Annotated in this window: 13 protein-coding genes; 8 read left to right on the top strand and 5 right to left on the bottom strand. The window is 39.2% G+C overall.

Translation table 11 applies throughout. The annotated features are described in order from the left end of the window. The first annotated feature begins 125 nt into the window (after positions 1-125). The 4 genes from ACIPUA_RS08750 (at position 126) to ACIPUA_RS08735 (ending at position 4,728) form a co-directional block, all read left to right on the top strand. Positions 126-1,325 (top strand): sugar transporter, encoded by a 1,200-nt coding sequence (locus ACIPUA_RS08750; protein ID WP_405127784.1) that lies wholly within the window; start codon positions 126-128, stop codon positions 1,323-1,325. Between the two features lie 140 nt (positions 1,326-1,465). Further along, complete coding sequence (locus tag ACIPUA_RS08745; RefSeq protein ID WP_042843608.1) at positions 1,466-1,798, top strand: DMT family transporter; 333 nt, start codon at positions 1,466-1,468, stop codon at positions 1,796-1,798. Positions 1,799-1,846: 48 nt separating this feature from the next. Further along, positions 1,847-2,152 carry a DUF333 domain-containing protein gene (locus ACIPUA_RS08740; protein WP_042843609.1) on the top strand — a complete coding sequence of 102 codons (306 nt, stop codon included), beginning with the start codon at positions 1,847-1,849 and terminating at the stop codon, positions 2,150-2,152. Positions 2,153-2,445: 293 nt separating this feature from the next. Further along, positions 2,446-4,728: an FdhF/YdeP family oxidoreductase gene (locus ACIPUA_RS08735; protein ID WP_048607300.1), complete on the top strand. Its 2,283-nt coding sequence runs from the start codon at positions 2,446-2,448 to the stop codon at positions 4,726-4,728. A gap of 92 nt (positions 4,729-4,820) precedes the next feature. On the opposite strand, the gene dsbB is transcribed toward ACIPUA_RS08735, so the two are convergent. Continuing rightward, on the bottom strand, positions 4,821-5,336 hold the full coding sequence (gene dsbB, locus ACIPUA_RS08730) for a disulfide bond formation protein DsbB (protein WP_048607298.1): 516 nt from the start codon (positions 5,334-5,336) through the stop codon (positions 4,821-4,823). 152 nt (positions 5,337-5,488) lie between these two features. Next, positions 5,489-7,039, bottom strand: a complete 1,551-nt coding sequence (gene nhaB, locus ACIPUA_RS08725; protein WP_042843612.1) for a sodium/proton antiporter NhaB — start codon at positions 7,037-7,039, stop codon at positions 5,489-5,491. A gap of 221 nt (positions 7,040-7,260) precedes the next feature. Between nhaB and fadR the strand changes: the two genes are divergently transcribed. Next, positions 7,261-7,977 (top strand): fatty acid metabolism transcriptional regulator FadR, encoded by a 717-nt coding sequence (fadR, locus tag ACIPUA_RS08720; RefSeq protein ID WP_042843613.1) that lies wholly within the window; start codon positions 7,261-7,263, stop codon positions 7,975-7,977. A 102-nt stretch (positions 7,978-8,079) separates the two neighbouring features. Here the strand turns inward: fadR and ACIPUA_RS08715 are convergent, their stop codons facing one another. Next, a complete protein-coding gene (locus ACIPUA_RS08715) occupies positions 8,080-8,433 on the bottom strand; it encodes a hypothetical protein (RefSeq protein WP_048607296.1) in 354 nt (117 codons plus the stop codon). Positions 8,434-8,821: 388 nt separating this feature from the next. Here ACIPUA_RS08715 and ACIPUA_RS08710 point away from each other — a divergent pair, with 388 nt between their 5' ends. The 3 genes from ACIPUA_RS08710 (at position 8,822) to ACIPUA_RS08700 (ending at position 12,153) form a co-directional block, all read left to right on the top strand. Then, positions 8,822-10,123: a D-amino acid dehydrogenase gene (locus ACIPUA_RS08710; RefSeq protein WP_048607295.1), complete on the top strand. Its 1,302-nt coding sequence runs from the start codon at positions 8,822-8,824 to the stop codon at positions 10,121-10,123. 68 nt (positions 10,124-10,191) lie between these two features. Continuing rightward, positions 10,192-11,271, top strand: coding sequence for an alanine racemase (gene alr, locus ACIPUA_RS08705; protein WP_042843617.1), 1,080 nt, complete (start codon positions 10,192-10,194; stop codon positions 11,269-11,271). 129 nt (positions 11,272-11,400) lie between these two features. Then, the gene (locus ACIPUA_RS08700; RefSeq protein ID WP_042843619.1) at positions 11,401-12,153 is read left to right on the top strand and encodes a MipA/OmpV family protein; all 753 of its coding nucleotides are present in this window, start codon (positions 11,401-11,403) and stop codon (positions 12,151-12,153) included. Positions 12,154-12,237: 84 nt separating this feature from the next. On the opposite strand, the gene ACIPUA_RS08695 is transcribed toward ACIPUA_RS08700, so the two are convergent. Both ACIPUA_RS08695 and gapA read right to left on the bottom strand, forming a co-directional pair. Continuing rightward, positions 12,238-13,119, bottom strand: coding sequence for a D-hexose-6-phosphate mutarotase (locus tag ACIPUA_RS08695; RefSeq protein WP_449059565.1), 882 nt, complete (start codon positions 13,117-13,119; stop codon positions 12,238-12,240). A 341-nt stretch (positions 13,120-13,460) separates the two neighbouring features. Further along, the gene (gene gapA / locus ACIPUA_RS08690; RefSeq protein ID WP_004911198.1) at positions 13,461-14,456 is read right to left on the bottom strand and encodes a glyceraldehyde-3-phosphate dehydrogenase; all 996 of its coding nucleotides are present in this window, start codon (positions 14,454-14,456) and stop codon (positions 13,461-13,463) included. Positions 14,457-14,792: the final 336 nt, after the last annotated feature.

Genomic DNA, 14,792 nt, shown 5'->3' with positions numbered 1-14,792 from the left:
GCTTAAATAAGAGCTGAATGGTTAATCAAACCCATATCGAATACTAATATCCTTTCGCGGCAACTTTCACAAGCTGTTAATCAGTTAGTGCATTTTACTTGTGGGAAATGAAGGCTAAGATGAATATGACTCAGGTTTCTAGAAGAACAGCGTGGATCCGCGTAGTCGCTCTTGCGGTTGCAGCGTTTGTTTTTAATACAACAGAATTTGTCCCAGTTGCACTACTTAGTGATATTGCACAAAGTTTTGACATGTCAGTCGCTCATACAGGGTTAATGATTACGATTTATGCTTGGGTCGTAGCATTGATGTCGTTACCCTTAATGTTATTAACCAGTAAAATTGAGCGTCGTAAATTATTAGCTTTTTTATTTGTCATTTTTATTGTTAGCCATATTATTTCAGGGTTTGCATGGAGCTTTGAAATACTAATTGGTGGGCGAATTGGCGTTGCTTTATCGCATGCGGTATTTTGGTCGATAACGGCTTCTTTAGCTATTCGTGTTGCACCTGCAGGCAAGAAGGCGCAAGCGTTGGGCTTATTAGCAACAGGTACCGCATTAGCAACTGTTTTAGGGCTACCAATTGGGCGTGTAATAGGGCAATTTTTAGGGTGGAGGGTCACCTTTTTATGTATTGGTGTTATTGCCTTATTTACCATGATAGTGTTAATACGTTTCCTACCCCGTTTACCGAGTGAACACTCCGGTTCGTTAAAAAGTGTCCCCGTCTTATTTAAACGTCCCGCACTGGTGGGGATGTTTGCGTTAACTGTTCTAGCTGTGACTGCTCATTTTACTGCTTACAGTTACATTGAACCTTTTGTCCGTGAAATCGCATTGCAAAGCCAAAATTTTGCGACATTATTGTTACTGATTTTTGGTGGGGCTGGCATTATCGGGAGTGTTATATTTAGTCGTTATAGTAGCAAGTTTTCGTTGTTTTTCTTACCAACAGCAATTGCCCTAATGACGGTGTGTTTATTATTGCTAATGCCTTTAGGCTCAGATGTCTGGTCGTTGATTATGCTATCCGTTTTCTGGGGTATCGCCATGATGTGTATCGGCTTAGGTCTACAGGTTAAAGTGATTGATTTATCTCCTGATGCAACTGACTTGGCAATGTCAATTTTCTCAGGGATTTTTAATATAGGTATTGGTGGCGGTGCGCTACTGGGGAACCTAGTTATTGTTCATATGGGGATGACTAATATTGGTTATATTGGCGGGTGTATTGGTATAATTACATTGATTTTGTGTATTTACTTATTTAAACGCTATAGTCAATCGCTGGAAGATAAAACTGCAGTTTCAACAAGCCATTAGTCAGTTTTGTAAGAAAATTTATAAAAATAACGCTCTGTCTTTCGTAAAGAAAGATGGGGCTTTTTATTGTTCATTATTTGTATAAATAAAAGGTATAGGGTAAATTTTACCGTTAATAATTTTAATAATAAGGAAAATGTATGAAAGGGCTGAGCTTTTTATTTATTTCTATTATCGCTGAGGTTATTGCTACGACAACGCTTAAGGCTTCAGATGGTTTTAGTCGTTTTTGGCCTTCTTTAGTGGTGGTGATTGGTTATGCGGTGTCTTTTTGGGGACTTTCGCAAGTAGTCAAAGTAATGCCATTAGGGATAGCTTATGCGATCTGGTCAGGGTTAGGGATTGTGTTAGTTTCTATTGCTGCAATTTATATTTACAACCAAAAGCTCGATTTACCTGCAATTATTGGTATGCTGTTTATTATAGTTGGTGTTTTAATCATCAATCTACTCTCAAAGAGTGGTACGCATTAATAAGTGCTACAAAATCATTATGTAGAGCGAGTGTTAGCGGAGAAAGAAATGAGACTTAGAATCAATTTGCGGTTACAAACGATAATGTCAATGGTTGCTGCTGGGGCATTCGTTTTCACTTTATCCGCCTGTAGCAGTTCTGGTGGAAATAAAACCGACCAAGCAGATACCGTAGCTGCAAATTATGCTCAACAAATTGTTAATTTGGGCCCAGGGGTACAAGAAGCTTGTGTTTCGGCTGGCGGTTTACCTGCACTTACTCTAGAGTTAAATGGAACTCAAACTGCGGTTTGTCAATTCGCCAATGGTAAACGTTGCGCTGCTGATATTATTCAATCCGGTGCTTGCATATAACTCATCTTTTTATGAAATGTATTAACCTCTTATTAATCGTTAATATGAGGTTGATTACTTATTAAATATTAAACATTAAATTCATAAAATAATTTTAATAATTATTTATTAGGTTTTATTTTTATTTTAAAACATTCATTTGTCCATCATCTAATTGCGAGCATCTATTTAAGTCCTTAATTTAATTATTGATATTTAATTTTTTAATTACTAGTATTAAATTGTAAAAGCAATTTAGATAATTATAAAAACACAGATAAATACATGTTCTATTTATTAAAGAGTAATGACAAATGAAAAAGAAAATTGAAGAATACACTGGACCTGCCGCCGGTTGGGGGGCAGTTAAAGCTGTTGCAGAAGCATTGCGTGAACAAATGAAAGTGGGTCATGATATTATTGCAATGTTTGATATGAATAAGGTTGACGGCTTTGACTGTCCGGGGTGTGCGTGGCCAGATCCAGTACATACCGCTTCTTTCGATATCTGCGAAAATGGAGCCAAAGCCATTGCTTGGGAGGCCACATCAAAACGTACTACCCCCCATTTTTTTGAAAAACATACAGTAACTGAATTACTTGATTGGGATGATTTTCATTTAGAGAATGAAGGACGTTTAACGCACCCAATGAAATATAATTCATTAACAGATAAATATGAACCGGTCGAATGGGATGATGCATTTCAACAAATAGGAGAGCGTCTGCGGAGTTATTCTGATCCAAATACTGTTGAATTTTATACGTCAGGTAGAACTTCGAATGAAGCGGCATTTTTATATCAATTACTGGCCCGAGAATACGGAACAAATAATTTTCCTGACTGTTCAAATATGTGTCATGAGCCCACAAGTGTTGGGCTAGCTGCTTCGATAGGGGTTGGTAAAGCAACGGTATTATTAGAGGATTTTGATAAAGCGGATTTAATTATTTGTATCGGCCATAACCCTGGGACTAACCATCCACGAATGCTTAGTTCGTTACGTGAAGTTTCTAAACGGGGAGCTAAAATTATAGCGATTAATCCGTTAAGAGAACGTGGTCTTGAACGTTTTACATATCCGCAAGACGTAATAGAAATGCTGACATTAGAATCAACCCCACTTGCTGGTCATTATTATAAAGTGCGGATTGGGGGAGATACAGCTTTAATCAAAGGGGTCATGAAGCGGCTGATTGAGCGACATCAGGCGGCCATTGACTCAGGCGAAAAAGCGCTCCTAGATACCGAGTTTATATCAGCCCATACCGATGGGTATGAAACATTAAAAAATGATTTACTGACGACCAGTTGGGACGATATTTTAAGGGTATCAGGCTTATCGCATGAGTCTATTGATGAAATCGCAGACCTTTATATTGAAGCGAAAAGCACCATAATTTGCTATGGCATGGGGATAACTCAGCATCAGCATGGAACTAAAAACGTACAGCAATTAGTCAACTTATTGTTGCTGAAAGGTAATATTGGGCGAGAAGGCGCAGGGATTTGCCCACTAAGGGGGCACTCTAACGTACAGGGCGACCGTACGGTCGGGATCACAGAAAAACCATCTAAAAGTTTTCTTGATAAAATTGAACAGCGTTTTGGTTTTCGTCCTCCGAGTGAGTTCGGTCATGCTGCAGTTGCCAGTATGCAAGCGATTTATAATGGGAGTGCAAACGCATTAATCTGTATGGGGGGCAACTTGGCGGTTGCCATGCCTGATAAAGATGCCTGCTTTGAAGGCATGAAAAAGCTTGATTTGGCTGTGCATACTGCGACTAAACTTAACCGTTCTCATCTATTAACAGCCAAAAATACATTCATACTACCAGTGCTGGGGCGAAGTGAAATCGACAGGCAAAGTAGTGGAGTGCAATGCGTGACAGTGGAAGACTCAATGTCAATGGTACATGCCTCAAAGGGGTTATTAAAACCTTGTAGCCCTTATTTGAAATCTGAATGTGCCATTGTTGCAGGGCTTGCCAAAGCGACAATACCGAATAGTAAAGTTGAATGGGATGCTTTCATTGGTAATTACGACCTGATCCGTGATGCAATGGAAGCAGTATTACCCGGTTTTGATAACTTTAACGCCCGCATCAAAATACCGGGAGGCTTTCACCTTACAAATGCGGCTTCTGAGCGGCGTTGGTTAACTAAATCAGGTAAAGCTAATTTCATTCCAACTGTTGGGGTGATTGAAGACCCTAATTCAGCGGTAAATAGTGAGCTAGTTCTTGCGACATTGCGCAGCCATGACCAGTATAATACGACCATATACGGGTTAAATGACCGCTATCGTGGGGTATTTGGGCAAAGGGATGTCGTTTTTATTAGCGGTGCTGAGGCGCAAAAACAGAAATTAAAAGCGGGGGATAAAGTTAACTTAATTGCGTTAGATAGCAACCAAAAACCGACTAAGCGCCGTTTAGATAATTTAACGGTGGTTATTTATGATATGGCTGACCGTTGCGTTGCGACTTATTTCCCTGAAGCCAATAATTTAATTTCATTGGATAGTTATGACCCGGAATGTGGGATACCTGCCTATAAAAATATCCCAATCAAATTAGAACACGTAATACAGTAATTATGTGTATTTATATTTATCAATCAGATTAAATGTAAGATATCCCCCCAGTTTGAAATTAAAGCTAGGGGGATACAATAAGAAGGTTTAAATCATTTTTTAGCAGGGAAGAATTGGCTAATGGCAACAATAATGGCGATAACAAAATAAACAGCAAAAATACCAATCAACCATTGAGGCATATCAAGCCCTAAAAATGCCCACTGCCTAACCGCGCAGTCACCCGTCGCTTCAAATACTGCTGGAACCCAAGTTTGCAATGGTAGCCAATCAGGGAAGTTCACAAAGAAATCACAAGATGCGAATGGAGAAGGATAGAGCTGGAGCATGGTATGTTCCCAAGAAAGCTCTAAGCCACGCCAAGCAGAATAAACCCAAATAATGATAGCAACCCAACGAATGATAATATTACGTGGTGCAATTGCGCCTATTAAGCCGGCAGCCATAACACCAAGTAATGCAACGCGTTCATAGATACACATTACACAGGGTTGTAGTTTCATCACATGTTGAAAATATAGAGCAGCACACTCGAGCATGAAGGCAGTAAAGGCCATCAATAGCCATGCACCTCTTCCTTGTGAGCAGTAGTTAAAAAATCTGAACATACTTAATATCCTAATTGAGTGATGCGCACATTTTGCCCTTATCAGACGGATAAAAAAAGCACTTAAAGTGAAATAATGCAATTTTAGATAGGGGGTTACGCAAAATTACAAATGAGCCGTATTTGCATACGGCTCATAGTTTATCAGTATAGTTATTGTGCAAATGTAATCAAACCAATACTTTCCATCCAATAGGTTATTGGTACTAGCCATAACTCAACGCCTAATAAGCCGACAATTGTCATGACAATGGTATAAGGCAAAGCCATCCATACCATCCGGCCATATGATAAACGGATCAAAGGTGATAGCGCTGAAGTCAGCAAAAATAAGAAAGCAGCTTGACCATTAGGGGTGGCAACAGAAGGTAAGTTTGTCCCTGTATTAATTGCAACCGCTAGAAATTGGTATTGTTCCATTGATACTAAGCCGTCATTTGCTGCTTTTAGGGCTTCGGTAATATACACAGTCCCAACAAATACGTTGTCTGAAACGGCAGATAATAGGCCATTGAACAGATAGAACAATGACAACTGCGACGATTCAGATGACTGTAATACAAATTGAATAAACGGAGTAAATAGCTGTTGGTCAATGATAACCGCTACAATACTAAAAAACACCGTAAGTAATGCGGTAAATGGTAGCGCCTCCTCGAAAGCTTTACCTAGAGCGTGTTCTTCTGTGATGCCGCAAAAAGCGGTTGCCATCACAATGACCGATAACCCAATTAAGCCAACTTCTGCTAAATGGAAGGCAAGAGCCACAATTAACCAGATACCGATTAAACCTTGAACAATCAGTTGTGCCAGCTCTTTTTTGGTGCGTTTTTCAGTTAGTTTTTTATCGTGCTCGGTTAATATTTGGCGCACGGAAGCAGGGAGTTCAGCTCCATAACCAAATAACTTAAACTTCTCGACAAGAAAGCACACTAATAACCCACAAATAAAGACAGGAATAGTGACGGGCGCCATACGGATATAAAAAGTGATAAAGTCCCAGTTAACATGTTTAGCGATGATCAGATTTTGTGGTTCCCCCACCATTGTCATCACCCCACCAAGGGCAGTACCAATACCCGCATGCATCATTATGCTGCGCAAAAAAGAACGGAACTGTTCAAGTGTTTGTTTTTTTTCTGTGCTATCAATAAAACCATCATTTTGTAAGTCGGTATCGCTGTGTTGGTTAGAAGCATATTGATGGTAAATAGAATAAAAACCAATTGAGACGCTAATGACTACGGCTATAACCGTTAAGGCATCTAAAAATGCAGATAAAAATGCACTCGCCATACAAAATGCAAGGGAAAGGATGCGTTTAGAACGCACGTTTATCAACAGTTTGGTAAAAACGAACAAAAGCAATTGCTTCATGAAGTAGATACCGGCGACCATAAAGATCAACAGTAAAATAACCTCAAGGTTATTGCTTATTTCATGTGAAATTTGTTTTGGTGTCGTCATACCGATGATCACGGCTTCGATTGCTAATAACCCCCCAGGTTGCAATGGATAACACTTAAGTGCCATTGCTAAGGTGAATATAAATTCAATTACCAATAACCAGCCTGCCACAAAAGGGCTGATAAAATAGAAAACAACAGGGTTTATTATTAGAAATATGATAATTGCTAATTTGTACCAATCTGGTGAATTTCCAAGAAAATTTTTCAAAAAAGCACTTTTTAAACTAAAATCCATTATGGTTCGTTATCCTCTTTATACGGATGTCGTGTAACGTTCTATTACATACTACTCTGATCTTTTATCGATTATAAGCCCATTTGCTAATTGATAATGTATGAATTATATGGGAATTCTATGATTCGTCTCACTCTTTATTTTGAGTCTAACTATATCAGGAGACGACAATCTGGTATGATTTCCCCAATATCCGTCTAAATGTTTGGAATAATAAAAATATGGTTATTAAAGCTCAAAGTCCGGCAGGTTTCGCGGAAGAGTACATTATTGAGAGCATATGGAACAACCGTTTTCCACCAGGTTCAATACTACCCGCTGAGCGTGAACTCTCCGAGTTAATCGGTGTAACACGCACAACTCTTCGCGAGGTGTTGCAACGTCTAGCGCGTGACGGTTGGTTAACTATTCAACATGGTAAACCAACAAAAGTGAATAATTATTGGGAAACATCAGGCCTCAATATTTTGGAAACACTGGCCAGATTGGATCACGATAGAGTGCCTCAGCTAATTGATAATTTATTAGCTGTGCGGACTAATATTGCTGCAATTTTTATTCGTACTGCATTTCGTAATAACCCTGAAAAGTCGTTAGAAGTGTTAGCTGGCCGAGAAAAAGTTGATGATAATTCAGATGCATTTAGTGATTTGGATTATAACGTCTTCCGTGGGCTTGCATTCGCATCAGGTAACCCTATCTACGGTTTGATTATTAATGGCTTAAGAGGGCTATATACGCGTGTTGGGCGTTATTATTTCTCTAATCCTGAAGCAAGACGCCTTGCATTAAGTTTTTACCAACAATTGAGTAATCTTTGCCGTGAGCAAGCATACGATCGCATTATGGATTGTGTCCGAAATTACGGGAAGGAAAGTGGCTTAATTTGGCATAGTATGCAGGGTAATATGCCTTCAGATTTAGCACACACTCGCTAAATTAGGTAATCGATAAGGCATAAAAGCCAGCCCGCATCTTATGTCGGCTGGCTTTTTTACAAGTGAATGATTGACTAGATTAGTAAATACAATATGTATTAACTAGAGTTTGCTAGGACATGTACAGTAGCGAGGGATAGCAATATCTTCGGAATAATCTACATCTTTATTTTCTAACCGAGTAATTATTTTGTTTAATTGCTCACTTTCGCTTAAAACCAAATGTTCACCCTTAGTTACACAATTGAATTGAACTGTAGTTTTAACATAAGAAACTGCCGTTGCTGGGGGGGTACATATAGGAAGGGGCCTTATAGAAAAGCATATATTTTTCCCTTTATCTTTTATCAAATTTCTTTTCATGGTGGGTTCGCAATACTCTTCTGCAATACTTGGGGCTATAGATAGAAAAATTACATTCAGGGCGCAAATAATAGGGATGATCTTTTTAGTCATATACTTTCCTTTAACATTTTTAATCGTTTTTTTCATAATGGATTATTATTTGGATAAATAAACTAGAAAAGAATATATTTTTAGTATAAAAATTTAAGTCACGTAATTTGTAAACCCACCCATAAAAGACAGTATTCATTAAATTAAAGTATAAAATATCGAACTTGGTTTCTTGAGATTAATTATTTTTATTTAAAATCAATTTGATATGTTCTTTTTTGTTTTTTGGCTCTAATTTCACTAGAACAATTAACTTTTTTGTAAATAAAAATCATCAAGTGTTGGTTTTATTATCTATTTTGTTAAAAGTGTTAATTCACCACATTGGCAAATAATTTCTAGAATATTATCCTAAATAATAATTGAATACTTTGCATCTGGGGTGCTTATGAAAGTTCTAGTGTTAGGGGCAGGAGTGATTGGTGTTACAACAGCATGGTATTTAGCTCAAGAAGGCCATGAAGTACTGGTTGTTGATAGGCAGCATGATGTAGCAGAAGAAACCAGCGCAGCTAATGCAGGGCAAATATCCCCTGGTTACGCAACGCCATGGGGGGCACCAGGCATACCACTAAAAGCAGTGAAGTGGATGTTTGAAAAACATGCTCCATTAGCTATTCGGCCTGATGGTACGTTATTTCAGTTGCGCTGGATGTGGCAGATGCTGAAAAACTGTGATATTCAACATTATGCGATGAATAAAAGCCGCATGGTAAGGATTGCGGAGTATAGCCGCGACTGTATTCGGCAACTTAGGGCTGATACGGGGATTGGCTATGAAGCCCGTCAAGGGGGCACATTACAGCTGTTCCGCACAGCTAAACAGTTTGATAATGCTGCTAATGATATTGCAGTGTTACAACAGGAAGGCGTGCCTTATGAGCTTTTAACATCCGACCAACTCATTAAAGCTGAACCTGCATTAGAATTTGTTAAACATAAGCTAACTGGTGGGTTGAGGTTGCCGAATGATGAAACCGGTGATTGCCAGCAATTTACTAAAAAACTCGCTAAAATGGCACAACTAGCTGGGGTTAAATTCCAATTTGGTCAACAGGTTGAACAAATTTTAACGGATGGTAAACGTATTAGTGGTATCCGTATTGATGGCCAAATCGTGCAAGCGGATCAGTATGTTGTTGCTATGGGGTCTTATTCAACATCAATACTACAGGGTCTTGTGCAAATTCCGGTTTATCCATTAAAAGGGTATTCATTAACAATGCCGATTATTGATGAGCAGCGTTCACCCGCTTCTACCATACTTGATGAAACTTATAAAATCGCGGTAACGCGTTTTGATGATCGCATTCGTGTCGGTGGAATGGCCGAAGTTGTCGGTTTTAATCTTGATGTCCTTAAAAAACGCTGCGAAACCTTAAAAATGGTGGTACAAGATTTATATCAAGGTGGTGGTGATATCGAAAAGGCTCAGTTTTGGACTGGGCTTCGACCTATGACGCCAGATGGCACACCAATAGTCGGGCCAACGGCATACAATAATCTATATCTAAACACGGGGCATGGCACTTTAGGTTGGACAATGGCATGTGGTTCTGGAAAACTGCTGGCGGATTTAATTTCAGGTAACACGCCTGATATTGCTTCGGATGATTTGTCTGTATTTAGGTATCTTGATGGTTTTAATACCAAGCTTGTAAGCAGCGGTCATTTGACGCCAGTGCGTTAAATGGGAGTACATGAAGTTGCAATTACAGTCTATCGCTGATTAAAAAATAATGTATTTAAGGAATTAAGATGCCACGCCCAATTAGTGCGGTTATTCATCTACAAAATTTGCAACATAACTTATCTATAGTACGGCAGCACACAGAAAAGTGTAAAATTTGGTCAGTCATGAAGGCGGACGGTTATGGTCATGGTATAAAGCATATTTGGCCAGCATTAAAAGAAACCGATGGTTTTGCTGTGTTAGATCTTCATGAGGCAATTTTATTGCGTGATGAGGGGTGGAAAGGGCCAATTTTGTTATTAGAGGGCTTTTTTCAACCACAAGACTTACAGCTGATTGACCAATACAATTTGACGACCAGTGTCCATAGTGACTGGCAATTAGCGGCTATTGAAAATGCACAGTTTTCTGCGCCAATTTCAGTATATATCAAGTTGAATAGTGGTATGAACCGGCTAGGTTTTTCTCATACTGACTATGAAACTGTAGTCGAACGGTTAGCAGCTATCCCCCATGTAAAAAGCTTAACCTTAATGAGTCATTTCGCAAATTCAGATACAAAAACAGGTGTAACAGTACCTTTTCAACTTATTCAACAGTTTCAACATTTATCATTAGAAACCTGCATTGCTAACTCAGGGGCTGCATTATGGCACCAATACACGCAGTATGATTGGATCCGAACGGGTATTTTATTGTATGGCGCTTCACCTAGTGGCAAATCGGCAGATATTATAGGGTTAGGCCTGAAAGCTGCGATGAGTTTACAATCAGAAGTGATTGCAATCCATGAAATTGAAGCCGGGCAGTCGATTGGTTATGGAAGCAGGTTTACCTCGACTAAACCAATGCGTATTGCAACCGTTGCATGTGGTTATGCCGATGGCTATCCCCGCCATGCGCCTAATGGAACGCCAGTATGGTGCCAAGGAATGCGTTGTGCACTGCTTGGGGCTGTTTCTATGGACATGCTAACAATTGACGTGAGTGATTGCCGCAATTTGCAATTAGGGGATAAGGTTGAACTGTGGGGGCAAAATTTACCTGTTGATGATGTTGCTCATGCAGCGGGGACTATTGGGTATGAATTACTGTGTGCATTAGCAAAAAGAGTTCCTGTATCTTACCAAAACAGCGTAGAATGAATGTTAACCAATTTTGCCGTTTAATTCACATATTTAGCTTTAAATGTGATTTAGGTTATGAGTATTGGGAATAGTTTCGGATTGATATAATATATCAGTGATCCATTTCTCATTTTTTTAGGTTTTTATATGTCTAAAACGATTAAGTTAACCACACTTGCAGTTGCATTGAGTGTGTTATCAAGTACTGTACTTGCCGGTACATGGTCAGTAGGTGCTTCAGTATTGGCGCAATCGACACCTTATAAAGGGATTAAATCCCGTGATTATCTAACTCCAGTTCCTATCGTGAATTATGATAGTGAAAATTTTTACTTTCATACATTAGCTGCAGGTTACTATTTGTGGAATGATCAGCAAGACCAATTATCATTGGATGCATATTATTACCCACAATTTTTCAAGCCTAAAGAAAATGATAACGATGCCATGCGTGAGCTAAACCGCCGTCGTGATACTGTCATGGCGGGTTTAACCTATCGACATAAAGCGGATTGGGGGACATTAAGGTTTAATGGCTCCGGTGATATCTTAGGGATCAGTAATGGCTTACGCGCTGAAGCAGCTTATTTATATGGCTTTGAAGGTGACAAATGGTCTCTGACTCCAGGTGTAGGTATTAAGTGGGATAGTAAAAATCAAACACGTTATGAGTATGGGGTTTCTTCCAAAGAGTCTCGTAATAGTGGGCTAAAACGTTATAAACCAAGTGACAGCTGGTCACCGTACTTAGAGTTGTCAGGTAATTACCGTTTTGATGAAAATTGGACGGCTTTCGCTATGGGACGTGTAGACTTCATGTCGAGTGAAGTTAAAGACAGCCCAATGGTAAATAAAGATGTTTCTGCGATCTTATGGACAGGGGTAACTTATACTTTCTAATTTTACCTTATAAGATTGCTATGAATAAAAAATACCCTCTGAAAGGTAATTTCTATCAGGGGGTATTTTTTTGAAATTAGATTATTAATCTTGTGGTTTATTCTCACGAGTAATCATCACAAGGGATAAACGGGCAGGGTGTTGTGCATCACTTTTCATTGGCACATTGATACAGGCAGTTTCAACGCATACCATTTGTTTATACCCATTATTTGGCATGTCTTGCATGCTACATGATAATTCAGCCCAAGGATTCCAGCAGACAACATCACTGTTATGATAATGGTGAATCTCAATAGTACGAGCCCAGCCGTCATCACGTAATAAACTGTATTCTTCGGGTTCAGAGTAAATGCGGTCAATATGCTTATTGAATTTAAGCGCTTCATTTTCATATACTTCTTTATCCGCGACTTTATCAAAATAGTGACCACCTAACCCATAGACGGTAGCCTTTTGAATATCGCTAATATTGAAGTAGGTGTGAAGTGCCGCTGTAGTTTCGAAGTCCCCATAACTTTCTAATTCGAGCTCACAGGTTTCACCAAGCTTCATTCTCAGGATTAAGGTAAATTCATGAGGCCATAATTTACGGGTATAATCGGTATCTGTGAGTGTAAAGGTTAAAATTACACCATCTTCATGTTCATTATGTGCGGTGAACTGCCAAGGTAAGAGACGAGCAAAGCCGTGGCTAGGTAGGGAAACCGGACCAAACCATGGCCAACAAATGGGGATACCACCACGGATCGCGACACCTTCTTTGAAGGCACTTTCGGAACTTAACCAAAGGCATGGTTTTTGCCCAGCAGGTTGCCAATCAATGAGCTGAGCACCTTGTAAACTGACAGCGCCACAAACTTTAGGATGTGAAACGACAATTAGGGGGAGATCGCCAAGTTGGCGTTGTGTGATATAAGCAGACAGCTGCTTAATAACAGGTAGAGCAAAAATTTTGTCGTGCATGGTATTAGACCTGTGTTAGTGGAACAGAGTTAATACTCGCCATACTTCAAACTGCGGTATTGTTGACTACGCTCATTCACATCTAGTCATAAACGTGTGTATGCGCTTAGCGACTTATTTGTTGTTTTGCTGCAATTTAGATTATTTAGAGTATCTATTCGCATACTTCAAGCGTAGTGAATAACATTCATTTTAAAACAAGTCATATTGATAGCGTATCGAATAATGGTATTAACGATAAGCGAAGAAGGCAAAATTATGAAGCGTTAATTTTATATTCAATACAGATACAAAAGAGCCGCCATATTGGCGGCTCAATCAGACTTGTTGCTTAACAGTGCTTATTTAGAGATATGAGCAATTAAGTCTAATACTTTGTTAGAGTAACCAGTTTCGTTGTCATACCAAGAAACTAACTTAACAAAGTTATCATTCAGAGCGATACCTGCTTTAGCATCGAATACTGAAGTCAGTTTTTCACCGTTGAAGTCAGTTGATACAACATCGTCTTCAGTATAACCCAGAACGCCTTTTAACTCACCTGCTGCTGCTTCTTTGATAGCATCACAGATTTGAGTATAAGTTGCTGGTTTTTCTAAGCGTACAGTTAAATCAACAACAGATACGTTAGGAGTAGGGACACGGAAAGACATACCAGTCAGTTTGCCATTCAGTTCAGGGATAACTTTACCTACTGCTTTAGCAGCACCAGTTGAAGATGGGATGATGTTTTGAGCAGCACCACGACCACCACGCCAGTCTTTATGTGAAGGGCCATCAACGGTTTTTTGAGTTGCAGTTGTTGCGTGAACAGTTGTCATTAGACCTTCAACGATACCAAATTTATCGTTGATAACTTTAGCCAGTGGAGCCAAGCAGTTAGTTGTACAAGAAGCGTTAGAAACGATTTCTTGACCTGCGTATGCTTTGTGGTTAACGCCCATAACAAACATTGGGGTGTCATCTTTAGAAGGACCAGTTAGAACAACTTTTTTAGCGCCTGCTTGGATGTGTTTACGCGCTGTTTCGTCAGTCAGGAAGATACCTGTTGCTTCAGCGACTACATCAACACCGACTTCGTTCCATTTCAGATTTGCAGGATCTTTTTCTGCAGTCACACGGATTTTTTTGCCGTTTACAACTAGGTGACCATCTTTAACTTCAACAGTACCGTTGAAACGACCATGAGTTGAGTCGTATTTCAGCATGTAAGCCATGTATTCTGCATCAAGCAAGTCGTTGATAGCAACGATTTCAATGTCAGAACGCTCTTGTGCAGCACGGAAAACGATACGGCCAATACGACCAAAACCATTAATACCTACTTTGATAGTCATAGTATTTCCACCAGCTATTTATTCGTGAATTAAGTTGTAGTTAAAGTTACCAAAACCTTGCCAGCCGTCAAGCGGAATCGTGTCAATTATTGAAAAAAATCAATTCTGATACCACTAACTGCTTATTTGTCAGCCACTTTAGTGACAAATACAGCCGCACGTATTATCGGGATTGTGCAGCATAATGAAACCATCTATCAGTGATATATGTGATAGGGTTCACAAATCAAAACGGAAAGTAAGATGCTTCTTAGTTTAGAATAGTTTTACAGAAAATGTTGTTAATTTTTTGTTGATTGAAATTGATGTATGATAGTAATTAAACTCTCTATTTAT

It is taken from the genome of Providencia sp. AGC89, assembly GCF_053543535.1.
Note: the sequence above shows the minus strand (reverse complement) of the source record. Positions and strands in the feature narration are given on the sequence as shown.

Bases quoted from the DNA above. Each gene is read 5' to 3' on its own strand.
- ACIPUA_RS08695 (WP_449059565.1), bottom strand. From the start codon at position 13,119: ATGCACGACAAAATTTTTGCTCTACCTGTTATTAAGCAGCTGTCTGCT.
- ACIPUA_RS08750 (WP_405127784.1), top strand. From the start codon at position 126: ATGACTCAGGTTTCTAGAAGAACAGCGTGGATCCGCGTAGTCGCTCTT.
- nhaB (WP_042843612.1), bottom strand. From the start codon at position 7,039: ATGGATTTTAGTTTAAAAAGTGCTTTTTTGAAAAATTTTCTTGGAAAT.
- fadR (WP_042843613.1), top strand. From the start codon at position 7,261: ATGGTTATTAAAGCTCAAAGTCCGGCAGGTTTCGCGGAAGAGTACATT.
- dsbB (WP_048607298.1), bottom strand. From the start codon at position 5,336: ATGTTCAGATTTTTTAACTACTGCTCACAAGGAAGAGGTGCATGGCTA.
- ACIPUA_RS08745 (WP_042843608.1), top strand. From the start codon at position 1,466: ATGAAAGGGCTGAGCTTTTTATTTATTTCTATTATCGCTGAGGTTATT.
- ACIPUA_RS08740 (WP_042843609.1), top strand. From the start codon at position 1,847: ATGAGACTTAGAATCAATTTGCGGTTACAAACGATAATGTCAATGGTT.
- ACIPUA_RS08700 (WP_042843619.1), top strand. From the start codon at position 11,401: ATGTCTAAAACGATTAAGTTAACCACACTTGCAGTTGCATTGAGTGTG.
- ACIPUA_RS08710 (WP_048607295.1), top strand. From the start codon at position 8,822: ATGAAAGTTCTAGTGTTAGGGGCAGGAGTGATTGGTGTTACAACAGCA.
- gapA (WP_004911198.1), bottom strand. From the start codon at position 14,456: ATGACTATCAAAGTAGGTATTAATGGTTTTGGTCGTATTGGCCGTATC.
- alr (WP_042843617.1), top strand. From the start codon at position 10,192: ATGCCACGCCCAATTAGTGCGGTTATTCATCTACAAAATTTGCAACAT.
- ACIPUA_RS08735 (WP_048607300.1), top strand. From the start codon at position 2,446: ATGAAAAAGAAAATTGAAGAATACACTGGACCTGCCGCCGGTTGGGGG.
- ACIPUA_RS08715 (WP_048607296.1), bottom strand. From the start codon at position 8,433: ATGACTAAAAAGATCATCCCTATTATTTGCGCCCTGAATGTAATTTTT.